General features: G+C 37.6%; 19 protein-coding genes. 10 read left to right on the forward strand and 9 right to left on the reverse strand.

What is annotated here, in order from left to right; translation table 11 throughout:
• Window positions 1-2: 2 nt before the first annotated feature.
• From ACOH2D_RS06585 to ACOH2D_RS06595, 3 genes are read right to left on the reverse strand one after another with little or no spacing between them, the layout of a single operon-like run.
• Window positions 3-1,430 (reverse strand): peptidylprolyl isomerase, encoded by a 1,428-nt coding sequence (locus ACOH2D_RS06585; RefSeq protein WP_449534756.1) that lies wholly within the window; start codon window positions 1,428-1,430, stop codon window positions 3-5.
• Window positions 1,414-2,286 carry a peptidyl-prolyl cis-trans isomerase gene (locus ACOH2D_RS06590; RefSeq protein ID WP_348035021.1) on the reverse strand — a complete coding sequence of 291 codons (873 nt, stop codon included), beginning with the start codon at window positions 2,284-2,286 and terminating at the stop codon, window positions 1,414-1,416. Before ACOH2D_RS06590 ends, ACOH2D_RS06585 begins: the two co-directional genes overlap by 17 nt.
• Window positions 2,261-4,216 carry a peptidylprolyl isomerase gene (locus ACOH2D_RS06595; protein WP_449534757.1) on the reverse strand — a complete coding sequence of 652 codons (1,956 nt, stop codon included), beginning with the start codon at window positions 4,214-4,216 and terminating at the stop codon, window positions 2,261-2,263. Before ACOH2D_RS06595 ends, ACOH2D_RS06590 begins: the two co-directional genes overlap by 26 nt.
• 349 nt (window positions 4,217-4,565) lie before the next feature.
• Here ACOH2D_RS06595 and ACOH2D_RS06600 point away from each other — a divergent pair, with 349 nt between their 5' ends.
• Both ACOH2D_RS06600 and ACOH2D_RS06605 read left to right on the forward strand, forming a co-directional pair.
• Window positions 4,566-5,021: an SRPBCC family protein gene (locus ACOH2D_RS06600; protein ID WP_449534758.1), complete on the forward strand. Its 456-nt coding sequence runs from the start codon at window positions 4,566-4,568 to the stop codon at window positions 5,019-5,021.
• Window positions 5,014-5,250: a hypothetical protein gene (locus ACOH2D_RS06605; protein ID WP_449534759.1), complete on the forward strand. Its 237-nt coding sequence runs from the start codon at window positions 5,014-5,016 to the stop codon at window positions 5,248-5,250. The genes ACOH2D_RS06600 and ACOH2D_RS06605 overlap by 8 nt, the downstream gene beginning before the upstream one ends.
• An 896-nt stretch (window positions 5,251-6,146) precedes the next feature.
• Here ACOH2D_RS06605 and ACOH2D_RS06610 read toward each other — a convergent pair.
• Window positions 6,147-7,079 carry a peptidylprolyl isomerase gene (locus ACOH2D_RS06610; RefSeq protein ID WP_348035025.1) on the reverse strand — a complete coding sequence of 311 codons (933 nt, stop codon included), beginning with the start codon at window positions 7,077-7,079 and terminating at the stop codon, window positions 6,147-6,149.
• 208 nt (window positions 7,080-7,287) lie between these two features.
• Between ACOH2D_RS06610 and azu the strand changes: the two genes are divergently transcribed.
• Window positions 7,288-7,791 carry an azurin gene (gene azu, locus ACOH2D_RS06615; protein WP_449534760.1) on the forward strand — a complete coding sequence of 168 codons (504 nt, stop codon included), beginning with the start codon at window positions 7,288-7,290 and terminating at the stop codon, window positions 7,789-7,791.
• A 192-nt stretch (window positions 7,792-7,983) separates the two neighbouring features.
• Here azu and lplA read toward each other — a convergent pair whose 3' ends face one another.
• Complete coding sequence (gene lplA / locus ACOH2D_RS06620; protein WP_449534761.1) at window positions 7,984-8,982, reverse strand: lipoate--protein ligase; 999 nt, start codon at window positions 8,980-8,982, stop codon at window positions 7,984-7,986.
• Window positions 8,983-9,353: 371 nt separating this feature from the next.
• On the opposite strand from lplA, the gene ACOH2D_RS06625 reads away from it, so the two are divergent.
• Window positions 9,354-9,905 carry a hypothetical protein gene (locus tag ACOH2D_RS06625; protein WP_449534762.1) on the forward strand — a complete coding sequence of 184 codons (552 nt, stop codon included), beginning with the start codon at window positions 9,354-9,356 and terminating at the stop codon, window positions 9,903-9,905.
• A gap of 447 nt (window positions 9,906-10,352) precedes the next feature.
• On the opposite strand, the gene recQ is transcribed toward ACOH2D_RS06625, so the two are convergent.
• Window positions 10,353-12,554 carry a DNA helicase RecQ gene (recQ, locus tag ACOH2D_RS06630; protein WP_348035053.1) on the reverse strand — a complete coding sequence of 734 codons (2,202 nt, stop codon included), beginning with the start codon at window positions 12,552-12,554 and terminating at the stop codon, window positions 10,353-10,355.
• An 88-nt stretch (window positions 12,555-12,642) separates the two neighbouring features.
• Between recQ and ACOH2D_RS06635 the strand changes: the two genes are divergently transcribed.
• The 4 genes from ACOH2D_RS06635 to lptB all read left to right on the forward strand — a co-directional run bounded on the left by ACOH2D_RS06635 (window position 12,643) and on the right by lptB (window position 15,602).
• Complete coding sequence (locus ACOH2D_RS06635; protein ID WP_348035054.1) at window positions 12,643-13,608, forward strand: KpsF/GutQ family sugar-phosphate isomerase; 966 nt, start codon at window positions 12,643-12,645, stop codon at window positions 13,606-13,608.
• Window positions 13,608-14,444, forward strand: coding sequence for a twin-arginine translocase subunit TatC (tatC, locus tag ACOH2D_RS06640; protein WP_449534763.1), 837 nt, complete (start codon window positions 13,608-13,610; stop codon window positions 14,442-14,444). Before ACOH2D_RS06635 ends, tatC begins: the two co-directional genes overlap by 1 nt.
• Window positions 14,437-14,787, forward strand: coding sequence for a carboxymuconolactone decarboxylase family protein (locus ACOH2D_RS06645; protein WP_348036556.1), 351 nt, complete (start codon window positions 14,437-14,439; stop codon window positions 14,785-14,787). The genes tatC and ACOH2D_RS06645 overlap by 8 nt, the downstream gene beginning before the upstream one ends.
• A 74-nt stretch (window positions 14,788-14,861) precedes the next feature.
• Complete coding sequence (gene lptB, locus ACOH2D_RS06650) at window positions 14,862-15,602, forward strand: LPS export ABC transporter ATP-binding protein (protein ID WP_348036557.1); 741 nt, start codon at window positions 14,862-14,864, stop codon at window positions 15,600-15,602.
• A 300-nt stretch (window positions 15,603-15,902) separates the two neighbouring features.
• Here the strand turns inward: lptB and ACOH2D_RS06655 are convergent, their stop codons facing one another.
• The 3 genes from ACOH2D_RS06655 to ACOH2D_RS06665 all read right to left on the reverse strand — a co-directional run bounded on the left by ACOH2D_RS06655 (window position 15,903) and on the right by ACOH2D_RS06665 (window position 17,968).
• Window positions 15,903-16,148 carry an addiction module protein gene (locus ACOH2D_RS06655; protein ID WP_348036559.1) on the reverse strand — a complete coding sequence of 82 codons (246 nt, stop codon included), beginning with the start codon at window positions 16,146-16,148 and terminating at the stop codon, window positions 15,903-15,905.
• Between the two features lie 126 nt (window positions 16,149-16,274).
• Window positions 16,275-17,150, reverse strand: a complete 876-nt coding sequence (locus tag ACOH2D_RS06660) for a DUF808 domain-containing protein (RefSeq protein ID WP_449534764.1) — start codon at window positions 17,148-17,150, stop codon at window positions 16,275-16,277.
• A 56-nt stretch (window positions 17,151-17,206) separates the two neighbouring features.
• Entirely contained in the window at window positions 17,207-17,968 is a 762-nt protein-coding gene (locus ACOH2D_RS06665; protein WP_449534765.1) for a CDP-alcohol phosphatidyltransferase family protein, read from the reverse strand.
• Window positions 17,969-18,627: 659 nt separating this feature from the next.
• Here ACOH2D_RS06665 and ACOH2D_RS06670 point away from each other — a divergent pair.
• Together ACOH2D_RS06670 and lnt are read left to right on the forward strand one after the other, a co-directional pair.
• The gene (locus ACOH2D_RS06670; protein ID WP_449534766.1) at window positions 18,628-19,698 is read left to right on the forward strand and encodes a putative type IX sorting system protein PorV2; all 1,071 of its coding nucleotides are present in this window, start codon (window positions 18,628-18,630) and stop codon (window positions 19,696-19,698) included.
• Window positions 19,699-19,739: 41 nt separating this feature from the next.
• Entirely contained in the window at window positions 19,740-21,326 is a 1,587-nt protein-coding gene (lnt, locus tag ACOH2D_RS06675; RefSeq protein WP_449534767.1) for an apolipoprotein N-acyltransferase, read from the forward strand.
• Window positions 21,327-21,450 lie beyond the last annotated feature (124 nt).

Raw genomic sequence — 21,450 nt, forward strand, 5'->3', positions numbered from 1 at the left:
TATTACTTTTTTAACCAATTACTATTGAACTCACAATCTCTGTACTCGCCATTAATATTGATATAAGTATCCATGATTTTCTCATTAACCCATTTTTCAATGGCCTTAAATTGCTCGTCCTGTTCTGTTAAATTTTTAATCTTCAAGTAATCTTTGGCAAAATCAGCTTCGTGTTCATTAACTCTACCTGTAACCGTAAGAATTTTGAATTTAATTGGATTGACACGGTCTTCATCTTGAAGCACTAAACTGACCTCATCGTCCTTTAAACTCTGAATTTGCGTATAAAGCTCTGGATCCATTTTAGTCAACTCAAAACTATAATCTTGAGTTCTTGGGTTGATCAATTGTCCGCCGTCATTTTTGGTTTCATCTTCATCGCTAAACTCTCTTGCCGCTTGGCTAAAAGTAATTTCGCCTTCCACAATACGCTTACGGATCAAATCAATTTTTTCCTTAGCTTCCTTGATGGCTGCCTGAGTTACTTCTGGACGCAATAAGATATGGCGCACGTCATACTCTTGACCTCTTATTTTTTCTAAATAAATAATATGATATCCAAAATCAGTTTCGAAAGGATCAGATATCTCACCTTCCTGCAAAGAGAAAGCCACATCATTAAATTCCTTTACCATTTGTGGACGCTTTCTATTTAAGGTATATAATCCTCCTGTTTTACGAGACAAAACATCATCGGTATATAAAACTACTTTTGAAGTAAAACTTGCTCCACGTTCCTGAATATCAGCCTTAAACTCTTTTAGTCTATCGATTACTTTCTGTTTTTCAACATCAGAAATTTTAGGAATCACAACAATTTGCGCCACCTTTAACTCCGTACCAAAAAATGGACGTTCGTCTTTAGGAATATCATTAAAATACTGTCTCACTTCTTCAGGAGTGACCTCAATATCTTTAACGATTTTCTCTTTCATTTTACCTGCAAGTTGCTGATCCTTGTTGATTGCAAACATCTCATCACGTAAACTTTGTTCGGAATCTTTGTTATAAAACTTAAGCATTCTCGGCAAGCTGCCATCCATTTGCTCCAAAATATAATTGAATTGTTGATCTACTTGAGAGCGGATTTCCAAATCATTGACCACAATACTATCTTGTACGGCATGATGGGCATACAATTTATCTTCCAATAATTTCCCAAACAATTGGCAACGGGTTGGCATATCTGACTTAGAAACACCAGAGGCTTCCAACTGAGCAAATTGTTTGTCGAGATCCGAATCCAAAACAATATAATCGCCAACAACGGCAACGACTCCGTCTATTTTAACGCGTTTGTGAGTAGACGTGTCCTTTATGACTTGCTTTTTCACAACGGCATCGTCAATAATTTCTTGAGCAGAAGTAAACGTATAGGATAATAGGACAACAAAGGTTAAGGCAAGCTTAAGGTTAGTTGTAAATTTCAAATTGATTGTTTTTGATGGCATCTCTTGTGATATCTTTTTCAAATTGCTTGATGAGTTCTAATTTTCTACGATTGATTACGATTTGATTGACCGTTGGCCTTACATATTCCAACGGTGCATAATCATTATGTTGCAGGACCTCATTAATTTGGATCAAATATAGGCCTAATGAATCTTTGAGTTGTATAAAATTAGATTTTTTTAACAGTTCTTTTTTGTTATCGGCATTCAACACCGGAATCTTCTCTACGACCTGAGAGGCCCTGACCCAAAGAGAATCGTTTAAGGAATAGGATTTGAACTGAACGGCTATGGAATCGAGAAATCTTTTATCTTTTTTGTCAAATCTTTTGAAACGTTTTTCAACATCATCCCTATTCAATGCATTTTGAGCAACATTAAGATATCTCAGCTTAATCAATTCCTCATTAAGTTTAAAGGATTCCTTATTGCTCTCATAAACATTTTTTGCTTCAGATAAAGAAATTGCGGTATCAATATTCCTTTTTACCAAGGCTTCCACATAGGCTTTCGTAAACAAATCATTGCGATATTGATTGATCAGTTTATTGAAATCATTTTGGATGTTCTCGGGCAGGTTTCTTTTTGCGCCGTCCACCAACAACAGCTGCGTGGCCCATCGGGTTATAAAACCATTGACTAAAAGTGTACTGTCTTCTACAGAAGTTCCTTCTGCTACCAAATCTTTAACATCGTCCATATAAAGATAAGATTCTCCAACTCGGGCAATAGGTATGCGATCATCAGTTCGCTTGAAAAAATCACAAGAGATCAGAAAACAACATCCGACGAGAATATAAACCGCTTTTTTAATCAACTTTGTTTTGTTCTTCAATTTGAGATTTTACTTTTTGTAACACATCAGCATTTACCTTAACTTCATAGCGCTCATGGAGAGTTTTCAACCAATCGGCTTCTAAAGTGTTTTGATAATCACTGATAATTTTACCTTTTGCCTCATCAAAGGTCTTATTTGTTTTCGGCAACAATGCATTGACCTTTACTATATGATAAGCATCATTGTAATGGTATGTTTTTGAAAGTCCTGTTCTAACCAACCCTTCACTAGGGAAACTTGGATCGTTTGAAGGTTTAATTCCTTTGGTAAACATGACTTTTTGCTCCTTATCGGTATTGAGTTCTTTGCTGATTTCTTCAGATGTTTTTCCTCTTCTCCAAAGTCTAGCAACAGCCTTAATATCAGCATCCTTAGCTGAAGTTGCCATATCAACATCTACACGATCATCCCAATAATAGTCGTCCTTATGTGCCCTGTAATATTTCTGCAGCCCAATACTATCTGATGCGGCCGCATTCCAAACTTCTTTTTCCATGAGGTCAAACAACAAGAGGCCGTCTCTATACTCTCCTAATATTTGAGCATAATCCACATTTTCAAACTCTAAATTATCTTCATGATATTTTAAAATAGCAGCTTCTTCGAAGTTTTTATATTCCTTTTCAATGACTGTTTTAAAAGGCATTTTCTGACCGACATACACGTTTTGAATACTCAGTAAACGTTGTCCAAAATCATTATATTTTATCGTGTCCTTTTTAATGGTCAATAAGATTTGATCTTTTGTGAAGTTTTTAGGCAACACCCATGCGCGATTGAAAAAGTTAGCATTTAAAATAGACTCAAAATACCCCTTCGCATTAGGATTGACGACGATTTGATATTTCGCTCTTAAGTCATTTGCCAATGAGGTATTGATTAAACTCGAACGCGAATCCCGCTGAATTTTATTTTCGATGTCAAACTTAACATCATCATAGGGAAGTGGCTCTGTTTTATCCAAAAGCTTTACAATATGCCACCCATAATTGGTTTTAAATGGTTTTGAATAGTCTCCAACGGCATTCAACCCAAAAGCCGCTTTTTCAAACTCAGGAGCACTTAATTGTCCACTTGTGAAAGGAGCCAATTTTCCACCATTACTGGCAGAACTTTGATCGTCAGAAAATTGTTTGGCCAAGGATTCAAAATTCTCACCTTGTTTAATCCTTTTATAAATTTCATTAATGCGTTTCTCAGGATCTGGAATACTATCGTTTTCACTGGATGTTATCATGATGTGCGCAACAGTAACCTCGCCTTGTGAAGCACGTTTATCTTCCACATTTACGATATGGTAACCAAAACGAGTTCTAAAAGGTTTGGAAATATCGCCCACTGGCGTGTTGTAAGCTGCATTTTCAAATTCATAAACCATTTTAAAAGCAGAGAAATAACCTAAATCTTCAGCAAAAATAGTCTTGCCATCATGTACATCATTCTTTACAGGCTCAAAACCTTCCTTAATAACGCGATCTCGCAATTTCATCAATTCCTGATACACTTTCAAGGTATCAGTTTCGTTTTCGTCCAAACGGATTAAAATATGCGAGGCTTTGATGTCATAGCCCATTCTGTCATAAGCTTCCTTCATTAAGGCTTCAGTCACTTTTGAATCGGACAGAAAGTTTTTAACCAACTGATTTTTATACGATGAAAATTCCTTGATATATTTAGGATCCTTATCCAACCCCATGCGACGGGCTTCTTTTATTTTTAATTGATAGTTGACGAACAACTTCAGATACCCATCAACATCTTTCTGACTTTCATCTTTTACCAAGTCTAAATTTTTATTGTAAATCCTGATAAATTCTTCGGCTTTGATTGGTTCGTCATCAATGCTTAACAAAACTTCTTTAGAAGATATTTGTGCATTTGCAAAGGTGGTTAGCCAAAGCAGTAATAAACTGACTTTTAATTTCATTATGCTATTTGATATTTTCATTGTAAGATGAGGGGTGCCCAATATGTTTAAAAGAACCGCTTCTCTTTTTGTTAAAAATAAATTGACATGGTTGCAAAAATAATATAATTAGTGCATTAAACAAGATGCTTTTTTTCAAACGAAGCACATCTGTGTTTAGTATATGAATCCATGGAAAATAATTAGGACTCAGGATATTGAAACCTTGGTCTTTTGCCTCATATAATCCTCATCATCCTTGCCAACAACCTCTCAACAGTATTTTTTATCTGTTGAACTATGAGACGGCTCTACATTGTGAAAACCGTGTATCTTTATTTAAAATATTTCCTACTAGTTTATTTATTCTATGAAATATACTCTTGACATACTGATTAAAGCACCTCTAGAGACGTGCATTGAAAAGTTCGACGCCACAGAAAACTTGAAACATTGGCAACGTGGATTGATTAGCGTTGAACATATATCCGGAACGCCAAGAGCCTTCGGTTCAAAAATGAAAATGAAGTTCAAAATTGGAAAAAGCCAGATTCCTCTTATTGAAACCATTACTTATAAAAACTTACCGAACGAAGTTCATGGCACTTATTCAACAGAAGGAATGAGCAACCTTCAAGAGAATTATTTTGAAGCAACTCCTGAAAACTTTACCAGATGGATCAGTATCAATGAGTTTATGCCTTTGAACTTCAAGATGCATCTCATGCTTTGGTTAATGCCAAAAACATTTAAGAAACAGTCGTTGCTTTACATGAAAGATTACAAGAACTTTGTAGAAAAAGGAATTTCCGTTAACCATGCGTAAACTAAAATTAATCTGGGATTTTAAAGGTCCCGACGGCATAAAAACAGCAGAACATCACGCCATCCATTTAAAAGAATATATGGACGCAAAAAATCACAAAGATCCCATCACTGGTTTTGAAGCCCTAAATGAATTTCATGCGATTGCTTTCTTAGTGGTCTCTGAAGATGAGATGAAACCTTTACGGGACGCTTTAAAGCCTCATCGTGGGCAGGTGTATTCTGAATAAATCAAAAGTGAGAAAAACTCATAACAAAAAAAAAGCAACCCATCCAAAATAGCATTGGAAGGTTGCATTTTTTTACTTCTAACTTCGTGCTCCGTGCTCCGTGCACCGTGCTTCGTGCTTCAAGCTTCAAGCTCATCAAATTGCTCTAAAACCGCATCACATACACGTGAATTCTGAATAAATCAAAAGTGAGAAAAACTCATAACAAAAAAAAAAAGCAACCCATCCAAAATAGCATTGGAAGGTTGCTTTTTTTACTTCAAACTTCGTGCTTCGTGCTCCGTGCTCCGTGCTTCAAGCTTCAAGCTCATCAAGTTGCTCTAAAACAGCATCACATACACGTGTATTCTGAATAAATCAAAAGTGAGATAAACACATAACAAAAAAAAAGCAACCCATCCAAAACAGCATTGGAAGATTGCTTTTTTTTACTTCTAACTTCAAGCTTCGTGCTTCGTGCTTCAAGCTCATCAAACTGCTCTAAAACCGCATCACGTACAAGTGTATTCGGAATAAATCAAAAGTGAGAAAAACACAAAACAAAAAAAAAAGCAACCCATCCAAAATAGCATTGGCAGGTTGCATTTTTTTACTTCTAACTTCTAACTTCGTGCTCCGTGCTCCCTGCTCCGTGCTTCGTGCTTCAAGCTTCAAGCTTCAAGCTCATCAAGTTGCTCTAAAACAGCATCACATACACGTGAATTCTGAATAAATCAAAAGTGAGAAAAACTCATAACAAAAAAAAAGCAACCCATCCAAAATAGCATTGGAAGGTTGCATTTTTTTACTTCTAACTTCAAGCTTCGTGCTTCGTGCTTCAAGCTTATCAAAATGCTTCGACAAGCTCAGCATAAGCGATTCACGCAATCCCGATTTCATCGGGATTGGTTCTCTGCTTACTTCACATCCATCAATTCCACATCAAACACCAAGATGGCATTTGGAGGAATCACGCCACCGGCACCTTGTGCACCATAGCCTAAATCACTCGGGATAACCAAACGTGCCTTATCACCTACGTTTAATAAGCAAATGCCTTCATCCCATCCAGAGATGACCTGACCTACACCCACTTGAAACTCTAACGGATCTTTACGTTTGTATGAGGAGTCAAAAACAGTCCCATCGGCCAACTGACCTTTATAATGTACAGAAACGGTCTTACCTTTAACCGCTGCTTTCCCGTCTCCTTTATGAATGATTTTGTATCGCAAACCACTTTCCGTTTGCTCAAATCCTGCTGCCAATTGATCAAGTTCTGCTTCTTTTGCTTGGCGTTCTGCAGCAATCCGTTTTTCTCTTGAACCCTCAAAAATTCTGAAAGCCTCTACCGCATTGAAGTCTTCAGCTTCTGCTCCTTGTCTAACAATCTCAATCTTTTCGATTAAATCGCCTTGAACAATAGCATCAACCACATCCTGACCTTCCACAACGTTACCAAAAACAGTGTGTTTGTCATCTAGCCAAGGCGTCGCGATATGGGTAATAAAAAATTGACTGCCGTTTGATCCTGGTCCTGAATTGGCCATTGACAAAATGCCTGGCGTATCATGACGTAGATCCTGATGGAACTCGTCGTCAAATTTATAACCTGGATCACCAGTACCCGTGCCTTGTGGACAACCACCTTGAATCATGAAATCAGGAATCACACGGTGAAATTTTAAACCATCATAATAAGGTGTGCCTTGTGGTTTTGAAGAGTTCTCTAAATTCCCTTCTGCCAAAGCAACAAAATTACCAACCGTTCCCGGTGTTCTTTTGTATTCTAAATTAACCAAAACATCACCTTTATTAGTGATGAATTTTGCATATAAACCGTCTTGCATTGTTTCTTGTTTTTATTTGAAGCTACAAAGATACAAATTGATTGCGAAAAATGATTCACAAATTAGGGTTTAGGTGTGAGGAATAAGGTGTGAGTATTGTAACTATTTGGTAAAAATCTGTAAAAAAAATCAGACGAATGATTTTGCTATTCTACAAATTGCCCTTAAATTTGTAAATAGTTTAAAATCAATCTAAATTAATTTTAAGATGAAAAAAATTGTATTCGTATTCTTAGTTGCTCTTGCATTTAGCTGTGGCGACAACAAAAAAGATCAAAAAACTGAAACAAAAGTTGAGAGACCAGCATTCCCTGCGGCATCAACTGACACCAAAGAGGGCGTTATTGTCATCGAGGGTAATGATCAAATGAAATTCAACAAAACTGAAATTCGCGTAAAAGCGGGTGAAAAAGTAAAACTTACCTTGAAACATGTCGGTAAAATGGATAAAGCAGTAATGGGCCACAACTGGGCCTTGCTTGCCAAAGATGCTGATGTAGCTACAATTGGTAATGCTGCCGCAATGGCTAAAGATAACGACTATATCCCTGCTGATATGGCCAATAAAATCATTGCTCATACTAAAATGATTGGTGGTGGCCAATCTGACACTATTGAATTTGACGCTCCAACTGAGCCAGGAACTTACACATTCATGTGTACTTTCCCAGGCCATTATGCCTTAATGAAAGGTCAGTTTATCGTGGAATAATCACGACATTAAAAACATAAAAAAAGGCCGTAATTTATATTACGGCCTTTTTTCATGTGATTTATTCGAATTTCTATTTTCTATTCTTATTATTTATTATTCCCATAAGATACCCTGACCATCAGTTTATTAATAAGTTAAAAACTGAGACTGATGACTGAAGACTGAACACTGCCAACTGAAAACTCATCACTAATCCTCCCCATAAATTAATTCGATAAAATCAGCTTTCGGAAGGTCTCCAAAGTATTCCTTGATATCAACATCTTGTAATATTTCAGCAATATCTTCCAACTCATACCGCACTCCGATTATAAGCTGTTCGAGTTGTTCCACCGGCTCCTTTCCGAAGAAATCGCCAAAGATTTTAAAATCCTTGATATGTCCTTTTTCAACAAAAATCCGAAGATCGATTTCCCCAATCGGAAAACGTTTGGTACGTTGAACATTGAATTTTGGCGAACGGCCATAGTTCCAGTCCCAAGTGTCATATTTCTCCTCTTTTAATTGGTGGACTGCCTTCCATTCTTCAGGTGTGAGATGGTAGCTTTCAAAAGGTTCGCTTTCCTCATAAAGTCCTTCCAGCAATAATTGTCGGAATTCCTGAATATCCATAGGCGACTTTAAAAACTCAGAGATATTCGCCACTCGACTGCGTACGGATTTATGACCTTTCGATTGAATCTTACTCATTTTTACGTTGAGCGCATTGACGACTTCACCCAAATCGGTATTGAATAGCAAGGTGCCGTGGCTCACCATCCGCTTGCCCGTAGAAAACTGTGCAGTGCCCGAAATCTTCCTGTCATTAACCTCAATATCGTTTCTACCTTTCAACTCGGCATCAAGACCCGAATTGTTCAAAACCTTTATGACAGGAGCCGTGAATTTCTTGAAATTACTCAAACTCTTCACATCATGATTGGTTATGAAACTAAAATTAAGATTACCAAAATCATGATATACCGCTCCGCCACCAGTCACGCGTCTTACAATATGTATATTGTGATCTTCAACATAGTTATGGTTGATCTCCTCTAAAGTATTTTGATTCCGACCTATAATGATGGACGGCTCATTAATGTAGAACAGTAAATAATCATTTTCGGCACTAAAATTCCGCAATGCATATTCCTCCAAAGCCAAGTTAAGTTTCGGATTGGTATTGCCTTCGTTTTCTATAAAAATCATGATATGACGGTGTTTTATACAAATATAATTAATTGCCGATTAGGAATGAGGTTTGAGGTGTGAGGGAGAAGCTTTGAGGGAGAAGGTTTGAGGTTTAAAAGTCTGATACATTCGTGAAATTTATATTGAAAAATTTGAGTATTCATTTTTAGTGTACGATAAAGTTTGTGAAAATTCGTGAAATTCGTGTCAAAAATTATTAGAAGCTAAACCTATGCACTAAAGAAAATAGTATTAACTAAACTTGGTACCAATAAGTTTCACAAAGCAATCCCTGTACAATTTCAGGATTCCATATTCTACCTATGCTTTGGAATATTTAGATTTTGGAATTTCTATTTTATAAGTTTAGTTTTACAAAAATTAAATACATGAAGTCTTTTATCACAAAGTTAAAGTCTGCTTTTAGCGAAAGCAAGAGTGCCGACAAACCAAATAACGATGCTTTTACAGAAGCAATTATTAATGATGTGGATGGCAATCCTTTTGCCCTCTCAGAAACGAATGTCCTTTATGCCGGCTTAAGTGAATTGGCAGGCTATCATTATTTCAAAACGATTATCATCGGCACTTTTAAAGTAAAAACCTTCCAAGGGGCAAAATTAATTGTAAATGGTGGCGACTTTACATTGGAGCTTAGTTCGGACTCCATGGAACTAGAATCTGAATCCTCAAATATCCCCAATCGAAATATCACCCGAATTGATTTCGAAATCGATCATCAAGATATTTCAAAAATTTCAAGAACAGCCATTGAAAGCATCGAAGTGATTGCTAAAAAGAACCACGTAAAATTTTCTATTATTGAGGGCGATTATGATCAAGAACTAACGGATCAGGAACTTGTAGATGAAAAATCAGCAGATGTGGAGTTGGAAGTTGAAGTCTTGGCAGAAGACGTTCAAAATCTGAAAGAGAAATAAATAGCACGCAGAGTTGCGAAGGCGCAAAGGAAAAAGGTATTAAGAATGAGGGATTAGTTACAGTTCCACAATAATCAAAATTCTCCGTGTATCTCCGTGTATCTCCGTGTAATCTCTGCGAACCTCTGTGTAATAACACTCAGCATTCCGTGTAAATCCGTGTCAAGAGCGCGCTAGAGTATAGTTCTCGCAGAGCCGCGGAGACGCAGAGTAGAAATATTTAAAACTCCCAAAGAACTAATCATTTCAATTCCTAAAATCTATCTCTTGTAGATGGATTCACGTCTGATTAAATCATAAAACATCAGCGTCGCCCGCCTGAACGGACGGGCAGGTCAGCGTTCCATTCTCGTCAGAACAGTTGTCATTATTTATAACACTTTATGGTACCGGCAGTCTAAGCACTTAATACTGTCGACTGAAGACTGCCAACTGAAGACTGATCACTTAATTCGCTACGTCACTAATAAATTTAATACGGTATAATCGTAATTCTTCATCATCGTAATCGCCATCAAAGACATCTATCGCCACATCGATTTTATCAGTTTTTGAGTCCATAAAATAATCATGGATTTCTTCTTGCTGCTCCTCATCTAAAATATCATCGATCCAGTAATTAATATTCAATTTGGTTCCTGAATAGACAATCGCCTCCAACTCCTTTATGAAATCCCTCATACTCATCCCTTTAGCGGACGCAATATCATCTAAAGGCAATTTTCGATCAATATTTTGAATGATATAAAGCTTTAAAGCGGAGTTCATTCCCGTGCTTTTAACCACCAAATCGTCGGGTCTAATGATATCATTTTCCTCAACATATTCGGCAATGAGCGCAATGAAATCTTTGCCATATTTTTTGGCCTTTCCATCCCCTACACCATGCACATTGCCTAATTCTTCTAAAGTAATTGGGTATTTTAGGGCCATATCTTCCAAGGAAGGATCTTGAAAAATCACAAACGGTGGCACACCTAATTTTTTGGCATTACGCTTTCTTAAATCTTTCAACATGCCCATCAAACGTTCATCAGCTACGGCTCCTTCTCCTTTTGAAGCCGTTATGATGCTGTCATCTGTAGAATCATCAAACACATGATCTTCAGACATCATAAAAGAGTGTGGTGATTTCAAGAAATCCCGACCACTTTCAGTTAATCGCAAAACGCCATAAGTTTCGATATCTTTTTTCAACAATCCAGCCACTAAAACCTGACGGATCATGGCCATCCAATAGCGTTTATCCTCATGTTGTCCAATTCCGAAAAACGGCATCGTATCTGTTTTATGCGACACAATCAAGGCGTTCGATTTTCCTGTGATCACATGTACTAAATCCTTTGATTTATATTTATCGTTCGTTTGGGCTACCGTATCCAATAAAATCACAACATCCTCCTGTGCTTCGTGCTGTTTTTTAGGAAAACGAACATTGTCATCCATATCGCCACCATCGCCAGTTTCGTTATCAAATTCTTCCCCAAAATAATGAAGGATGAATTTCCGTCTTGACATGGAACTTTCCGCAAAGGCAACCACCTCTTGAAGTAAGGCATGCCCTATTTCCTGTTCAGCCACAGGTTTACCAGACATGAATTTTTCTAATTTCTCAATGTCCTTGTAGGCATAAAACGCCAAGCAATGACCTTCGCCACCATCGCGCCCTGCACGTCCTGTTTCCTGGTAATAACTTTCTATACTTTTTGGAATGTCATGATGAATCACGAAACGCACATCGGGCTTATCAATCCCCATCCCGAAAGCAATCGTAGCAACGACCACATCCACGTCTTCCATCAAAAACATATCCTGATGTTTGACCCTGGTTTTCGCATCCAATCCAGCGTGATAAGGCACCGCTTTAATGCCATTGACCTGGAGAACCTGCGCTAATTCTTCAACACGTTTACGACTCAAACAGTAGATAATACCTGATTTCCCTTCATTTTGTTTTACAAATCGGATGATATCAGAATCTACGGCTTTGGTCTTTGGACGCACCTCATAATAAAGATTTGGTCTATTAAAGGAGGCCTTAAACGTATTGGCATCGGTAATGTCCAAACTTTTAAGAATATCTTCCTGAACTTTAGGAGTCGCCGTGGCCGTCAATCCTATAATAGGAATGTTGTCGCCAATACGCTTTATAATATGTCTCAGATTTCGATATTCAGGTCTAAAATCGTGCCCCCATTCACTGATACAATGCGCCTCATCGACGGCCATAAAAGAGATTTTTACCGATCGTAAAAATTCAACATTCTCTTCTTTGGTCAAAGATTCCGGAGCCACATAAAGCAGTTTTGTAATCCCACTTTTAATATCCTCCTTAACCTGTTTAATTTCGGTTTTGTTCAATGACGAATTCAGTACATGGGCAACCCCATGATGTTGGGACACCGCTCTAATGGCATCCACCTGATTTTTCATAAGTGCAATTAACGGCGATACAATAATGGCTGTACCCTCCTCAATCAGTGCTGGCAATTGATAACACAATGACTTTCCGCCGCCTGTTGGCATGATTACGAAAGTATTTTCTCCTTTTACTAAACTCTTTATAACGCTTTCCTGAAGACCTTTGAATCTGGAAAATCCAAAGTATTTTTTTAGTTCTGCATGTAAGTCAATTTCTTCTTTACCCATTAATCCCTATTAGTATTTTATATACATTTGCATAGGAATAAAGATACTAAAATTCTTTACAAGCATCAAACCCAAAAATCAATAAATTTTGAATATTAAAAATTCCATCTTAAATACTGCTAAAAAAACCATCGACTTAGAGAGTTCAGCCATCTCCAATCTTGCCACTTTATTGACTGATGATTTTGCTAATGCCGTAGAACTCATATACAAATCAAAAGGCAGAGTCATTATTACAGGCATTGGAAAAAGCGCCATAATTGCCAATAAAATTGTTGCCACTTTAAATTCGACAGGCACACCAGCCGTTTTTATGCATGCTGCAGATGCCATTCACGGCGATTTAGGACTTATTTTGCAGGATGATGTGGTCATTTGCATTTCTAAAAGTGGAAATACTCCCGAAATAAAAGTGTTGGTACCCTTAATTAAGAATGCCAAAAACAAAATGATTGCCATTACCGGTAATATTACCTCGTTTTTAGGCCAACAAGCAGATTATGTTTTAAACACTTATGTTGAACAGGAAGCCTGCCCAAATAATTTGGCACCTACAACCAGCACCACAGCACAATTGGTTATGGGCGATGCTCTTGCTATCTGTCTGGTGGATTTAAGAGGGTTCTCAAGCAAGGATTTCGCAAAATATCATCCGGGAGGAGCTTTAGGCAAACGTTTATATATGCGCGTTAGCGACTTGTCATCCATGAATGAAAAGCCACAAGTAGGCTTAAACACGAATGTAAAACAGGTCATTGTTGAGATTTCAGAAAAAATGTTGGGCGTTACCGCGGTGGTAGAAAACAACAAAATCGTCGGCATCATCACAGACGGCGATTTAAGACGGATGCTTACTAAGAGTGATGCTTTCATCCACTTCACTGCAAAAGACATTATGAGTTCAAATCCCAAACGGATTGATGACAATGCCATGGCTGTTGACGCGAAAGAACTTATGGAGACCAATGGCATTTCTCAACTTTTAGTAGAAAACGAAGGTAACTATGCGGGTGTAGTACATATCCACGACCTTATCAAAGAAGGCATCATCTAATGGCAAAAAAAACCTCCAATGAGATGTCCTTTTTGGATCATCTTGAAGATTTACGTTGGCACTTAATCAGGATCACTTTAAGCATCGTTATAGCCGGAACTGGCGCATTCATTTTTTCAAGATGGATCTTTGACGTCATTATTTTTGGGCCAAAAAGTATGGATTTCCCGACTTATAAATATCTCTGTAAATTATCGACCTTTTTAAATGTCGATTCTACATTTTGCGCCGATGAATTTCCGTTCACCATTCAAAGTAGAACCATGGGAGGCCAATTTTCAGCCGATATATGGACGTCTATCTATGCGGGTTTCATTATTGCATTCCCTTATATCATCTATCAGTTATGGAAATTCATAAGTCCAGGATTATTGGAAAACGAACGCAAAAGCTCACGTGGCTTTATTGTTGTATCGTCTTTACTATTCTTTTTAGGGGTGTTATTTGGCTATTACGTCATTACGCCACTTTCCATTAACTTTTTGGGCACCTATTCGGTTAGTAGTCAAGTGAGCAACCAATTTGACATCAGTTCCTATATCAGTTTAGTCCGCTCGGCATCTATTGCTGCGGGCTTGGTATTTGAGCTGCCCATAATTATCTATTTTTTAACCAAAATTGGAGTCGTTAATCCTCAAATGCTTAAAAAATATAGAAAATATGCTCTGGTGATTATCCTTATACTATCGGCGATCATCACGCCTCCTGATGTGGCAAGTCAGGTCATTGTGGCGATTCCTATCCTCATATTATATCAAGTAAGTATTTATATTTCTGCCATTGTAGTTAGAAACCAATCCCGAAAAGAGGGAAATAAAATCAAAAAACATGTCTGATATTGTCAAAGAATTTAATGAGTACCGCACCAAAATGAATGATAAAATTTTGGGTGATGACAACAATAAAATCATTAAACGTATTTTTAATTTAGATACCAACGCTTACGCGGAAGGTGCTCTGGATGTCAAAACCAAAGAATTACTTGGCTTGGTAGCTTCTGCGGTGTTGCGATGTGACGATTGCATTGCATACCATTTGGAAACGAGCTATAAGCAAGGTCTCACAAAAGCCGAAATCAACGAAGCGCTTGGAATTGCGACCTTGGTTGGAGGCACAATCGTGATTCCACATTTACGTCGGGCGTACGAATTCTGGGAAGCTTTGGAGGCCCAAAATTAAACTTATTATAAAAAAAAATTGGTTTAATAACTGTCCGAAAGGATTATACTATTTTTAACCAATCAATTATATCTATGAAATTAAGCGCAACAAATTTAATGAAGTCCTACGGTGGCCGTCAAGTGGTCAAGGATGTTTCATTAGAAGTCAATCAAGGAGAAATTGTAGGCTTACTCGGCCCAAATGGTGCTGGTAAAACCACGTCATTTTATATGATTGTTGGCCTAATTAAACCCAATGGCGGCAAAATTTTTCTGGATAATCAGGAAATCACGAAATTCCCAATGTACAAACGTGCCCAGCACGGGATTGGTTATTTAGCGCAGGAAGCTTCGGTTTTTAGAAAATTAAGTATCGAGGACAATATATTAAGCGTGTTGCAGATGACCAAACTGTCAAAAAAAGAGCAGCAGGATAAAATGGAATCTTTGATCGACGAATTTGGATTGGGCCATATCCGTAAAAGTAGAGGCGATTTATTATCAGGTGGCGAACGCCGACGTACAGAAATCGCACGTGCCTTAGCCACAAATCCTAACTTTATTTTATTGGATGAGCCTTTTGCCGGGGTGGATCCTGTGGCGGTTGAAGACATTCAACGCATCGTCGCGCAACTGACCAAAAAGAATATTGGCATTTTAATCACTGACCATAACGTTCAAGAAACCTTGGCCATTACGGATAGAACCTATTTGATGTTTGAAGGTAATATTCTAAAAGCCGGAAAACCTGAAGAATTGGCCGAAGATGAAATGGTACGTAAAGTATATTTGGGTCAGAATTTTGAATTACGTAAAAAGAAGTTGCACTTTTAAAGGCTGAACCTTTTTTGGATCATATTAATTTCTTGTTTGGATCTTGATAGGTGTTGAATACTGAGAAAACGATTATTTCATTGGCTCTGATTTCATAAATAATCACGAACGGAAATTTTTTCAATGGCAACTCTCTAAAACAGGGTCCTCTTTTTATTTAAAAAATAGCACCACCTTCTAAGTGCCAAAAAATAACTTTCCAAATAAGCTAAAAACTCTACTCCTACTCCTTTTTGTTTGGATTCGTACCAACCTAATGCAGTGTCAATTTCTTTCTGCGCAAGTGGAAGAATCACTAAACTATAATCCATACTTAGAATTCAGACTTCGCTTCACCTCTTCCCAACTCTTCCCTTCAACAGCACCATTCCAATATTGCTCACGATGTTCACTGATTAAATCATAGTGCTCATCTGGAACTTTAGAAATTGATTCAGAAGAATCTAAAGCGTCAAAAACACCTTCCAAAGCCTTGAGTTTATCATCATTTTTTATCATGACCTCAAATTGCCTAATCAGTTTCCTCCTTAATTTAAGTGTTTCCATAGTCTTTTTATTTTAACTAAAATACAAAATTAAACCGAAGCTTTCTTAAAATCGTAACTTACTGCCAACCTATGATATCTTCGCCGTTGTTGGTGTTTTCCACCAACAACTTCATATAACAAAAACTCACTTCCTAATCAATCCAACAACCTTTTTAATCCCAGCAAAAACCAACAGAGCCACAAATCCAAAAGCGACACCCACAATAAACTCTCTGATAAGGGAAGGCCAAGTTTCTAAAAAATGATGCAGAAAATCTAGATTATGGATAAAAATACCACCAGCGACAAGCAATAAAGCAATGGTACCAATAACGCCTAAACTTTTGATAACCCAAGGCAAGGCGTTGACCAACAAATGTCCAAAAAAGTCTGATATACTTTTATCTTTATCGTTGAAGTTTATCAAACTATAACCAAAATCGTCCATTCTCACAATTAAAGCTACAATCCCATAAACCCCAACCGTTGCAATCAAAGCTACGATGGTAACCACTAAAATTTGATTGAGAAGTGGAATCCCCATGACACTGCCCAAAGCAATAATCACGATTTCTACGGATAAAATGAAATCAGTAACAACGGCCGATTTAATTTTTGATTTTTCAAGTTCCAAAATTTCCCCCTCACTAAGATTCTCCTTCGATACATTTTCTGTTTTATGATGATGCGGCACCAAATATTCATAAACTTTTTCGGCACCTTCGTAAGCCAAATAAATTCCTCCCAATATCAAAACCACTGTAACGGCAACAGGTAAAAAGGCACTTAACAAAAAGGCCACCGGCAGTATAATGAGTTTATTAACAAAAGAGCCTTTCGTAATGGCCCATAAAACAGGTAGTTCTCGAGAGGCCACAAATCCTGAAGCCTTTTCAGCATTAACGGCCAAATCATCACCCAGAATTCCGGCTGTTTTTTTTGTAGAAATTTTAGCCATGGATGCCACGTCATCCATAAGTGCTCCAATATCATCTAAAAGTGCAAAAAATCCTGAAGCCATCTATTTATGTGAATTAGGTATTAGACTGCGCTTGTTAAATTAAGTATAAGAATCTCTTATTTCGTCAGTGATTTCGAAAATAAAGACAATAAAACATAAAAAACAATAATGATTGGGATTGCCAAAAACTTGAAAAGAACAATAAAGATCACACTTAAAATGATGAAAATATAACGTACCGCATTCGATTTAAAACTCCAATCCTTAAATTTTAATGCAAATAAGTTGACACTTGAATTGAGGATATAGCAACTCAAAACCGTCATCACTATCAAAAACCACGGATTCAAAATAAATGCATTAATGGCATCACTATTTTGAAACTCCATAATCAATGGCAACGACACGATCAGAAGGGCGTTGGCCGGGGTCGGCAATCCTTTAAAAGAAGACTGCTGATCTTCATCCAAATTAAATTTAGCCAAACGATAGGCAGAAGCCAGCGTAATAAAAAAGCCCACAAAGGCTAAAGGCGCATAATGATGCAGACCTTCAAATAAGTTGGTGCTGCTCCAAAGCGCTTCAGAGTTTTCAGAAACCGGAGTTCCTAAAGACATATTCAAAAGCTTAAACATAACCACTCCAGGCACCAATCCACTGGTGACCATATCTGCTAAAGAATCTAACTGGAGACCCAATTCACTCTGTACATTTAATTTTCGGGCGAGAAGTCCGTCAAAAAAATCAAAAAAGATCCCTAAAAACATAAATAGGGCCGCACCCACAAAATAGTTTTGTACCGCTAATAAAACTGCGATACTACCTGAAAATAAATTGAGGAGCGTAATGATATTGGGAAGATGTCTTTTTATGGCCATGATATAATTTTGTGTAAAAATAGCAAACTATTTTTATAAGAATATGCTTAAAACCATTTATTGGAATCGTAAAGCATAAAATGTTGGGCAGATGCAGGAATTAATTAGAATTAAGTACAAAGAATTAAGTACTAACGCGCTTGTGGAACGGGTAGGATCTAAATCACAACTTAAAATCTAAGCAATTAATCCGATTTATGCCCAAATAAATCCGTGAAAATCAGCCAAAATCAGCGTCATCTGCGTTCTATTAGTAGAAATCCGCAAAATCAGCGTCAACCGCCTGAACGGACAGACAGGTTAGCGCTCTATGAGCCCAAATACACCTCCAAAATCTTAATATCCCAATAAATTATTATTGTTGTCCGATTAAAAACTTCGTCGGCCTTCAAAAGTTATGGCTGATAAATAATTATCAAGGTTAAATTCATCATGTCCTCATTTTTCAGTTTTGTTAAATGCTAACAAATACGAATTTCCTACTAGATATAAAATTATAAAAGCTATGTTTTAAATATTTTGAGGTTTGTGTCTTGATTCTTGGTTCTAACAGCGAAGCGGTCTTGATTCTCTTCAAATCACTGACAAACACAATATCTACCACAAATTCAAGTTCAATAAAATAAAATATATTGTGCATCTTTGTAAAAATTCTGCGATTGAAAACGACTACTTTTATTGCGTTCTTTCTACTTACTATATTGACTTATGGTCAATCTACCCGCAAATACTCCAATGAGTTTATGAATATTGGGGTTGATGCCGCTGCCTTGGGAATGAGCAATGCTGTGGTATCGCAGACTTCCGATGTGAATTCTGGCTATTGGAATCCTGCGGGTTTGGTAGGGCTCGAAGACAATCAAATGGCCCTCATGCACTCCAGTTATTTCGCAAATATTGCTAATTACAACTATGCTGCGTTCGCCATGCCTTTGGATGATAGAAGCGCCGTTGGAATTTCGTTGATCCGTTTTGGCGTAGACGACATTTTAGACACCACACAATTAATCGATGCCCAGGGCAATATTAACTACGACCGTATTCGTCTCTTTTCGGCTGCCGATTATGGTTTGACATTTTCCTACGCACGAAAAATCCCGTTGGATGGTTTTAGCTATGGCGTCAATGCAAAAGTAATCCGTCGGATTATTGGGGATTTCGCTTCTTCATGGGGATTTGGTCTCGATTTAGGCATTCAATTCCAATCACAGAACAATTGGAAATTCGGAATAATGGCCAGAGATATTACCACGACTTTCAATGCCTGGACTTTTGATAAAGATAAACTCGCCACTATAAAAGATGCCGTTGAAGGTCAAAATCAGGAAGTACCAGAATCAACAGAGCTTACCATTCCTAAACTCCAATTGGGAATGTCTAAAAAATTTGTGTTCCACTATGATTATTCATTGGTCACTGCTTTAGATCTTAATGTGCGTTTTGAACAAAACAATGATGTCATCTCATCTTCAATCGCCAGTATTACACCGTCTCTAGGATTTGAATTTGGCTATACCGATCTGGTTTTTTTAAGAGCAGGTGTCGGTAATTTTCAAAATGAACTGCAATTGGACCATTCGGAAAACTTGACTTTTCAGCCTAATTTTGGCGTCGGTTTTAAATACCGAGGCATTGCCATCGATTATGCCTTTACGGATATTGGCGATCAAAGTGCCGCCCTCTACTCCAACGTGTTTTCTATAAAATTAGATTTTAGTGTTTTTAGATAGCCAGCTTCAATGATGTCATATTTAGTTTGTAAATTTCCACAATGAAACACTTCCTTTTAGCCCTATTTTCAGGATTACTTTTAGCCTTTGGTTGGCCAACCTACGGATTTCCAGTCTTCTTATTCATTGGATTTGTACCGCTTTTATTAGTGGAACGAAATATCAGGACTTCTGATGTTGAATGGAAGAAATGGTCGATTTTCGGGTACAGCTATCTCTCTTTTGTTATTTGGAACTTTATAACCACCAATTGGCTGCAATATGCGGATGTATTTGGGGCCAGTTTCGCCATTTTGGTAAACTCCATGCTCATGGCATTGTTAATGGTCATCTATCACAGCATTGCCAAACGCGCCACAATCAACATCAGTCTCGTGTTTTTGATGTGTTTATGGATGGCTTTTGAAAAACTACATTTAGGATGGGATTTTTCATGGCCTTGGCTAAATTTAGGAAATGGCTTTTCCGAATATTTCACTTGGATCCAATGGTATGAATACACAGGAACTTTTGGCGGCACGCTATGGGTATGGCTCGTGAATATTTTGGTGTATAAACTGGTTCTGAAATATCAAGTTCAAAACTCTATAAAAAGCATTAAAACCAATGGCATTGTTATTTTGATTGTGATCGTTTTACCGATTTTAATCTCCTTGGCAATCTATTACACTTATAAGATGGAAGGCGAACAAATGAATGTGATTGCTTTGCAGCCAAATATTGATCCGTATTCTGAAAAATACAACGTGCCTAATGAAGATATCGCCGACTTATTATTGAAGTTGACCGACACCAAAATCACTCCACAAACCGATCTTGTCGTCGCTCCCGAAACAGTCTTTGCCGACAATGTTAAAATCAATCAGCTGGAAGAGGCTTATTTTAAAAGAAAATTGGATGTTTATATTTCTGAACACCCAAATATCAGCATCCTAACCGGAATTTCTTTTGTCAATTTTATTATTGACGAATCACTGGTGAAAAAGCAATCCAATTTCCATAAAAACGGTTTTTGGTATGACGACTACAATTCTGCCATGTTGCTAAAAACGAACGATAGTATCCAATTGTATCACAAATCTAAATTAGTGGTTGGGGTGGAAACACTCCCATATCAAAGCATTTTAAAACCTCTGATTGGCGATTTTATGATTGATCTGGGTGGCACCTTGGCCATGAAAACCACACAGGAAGAACGCAGTGTTTTTGATACAAACAATCCTAACTTAAAAGTGGCCCCCATCATTTGCTACGAATCGGTTTATGGCGAATTCGTCACCGGCTACATCCGAAATGGCGCCAGCGTTTTAGCCATCATCACTAATGACGCGTGGTGGGGCGAAACCCAAGGCCATAAACAACATTTAAGCTATGCACGCTTACGAGCGATAGAAACACGTCGAGACATTGTGAGAAGTGCAAATACAGGAATCTCCGCACTGATCAATGCCAAAGGAGAAATCTCATCATCACTAGCCTATGGTACTCAAGGGGCTTTATCAGGAACAGTGACCGCTAATGACAAAATAACATTTTACACAAGAGCAGGTGATTATATAGCGCGGATAGCGATTTTTATTGCACTATTTGTGTTCTTGATTACCATGTTTAGGAAGCCCAGAGTTTGAGGTGAGTCAGGCATCAGGTCTGAGGAATGAGGAATGAGGAATGAGGTCTGAGGTCTGAGGTCTGAGGGATTATGTAATCGGTATTCGAAATACTCCAATATCTGTAAATAATCAGAGATTTGAA

This window comes from Gelidibacter sp. (genome assembly GCF_053579655.1).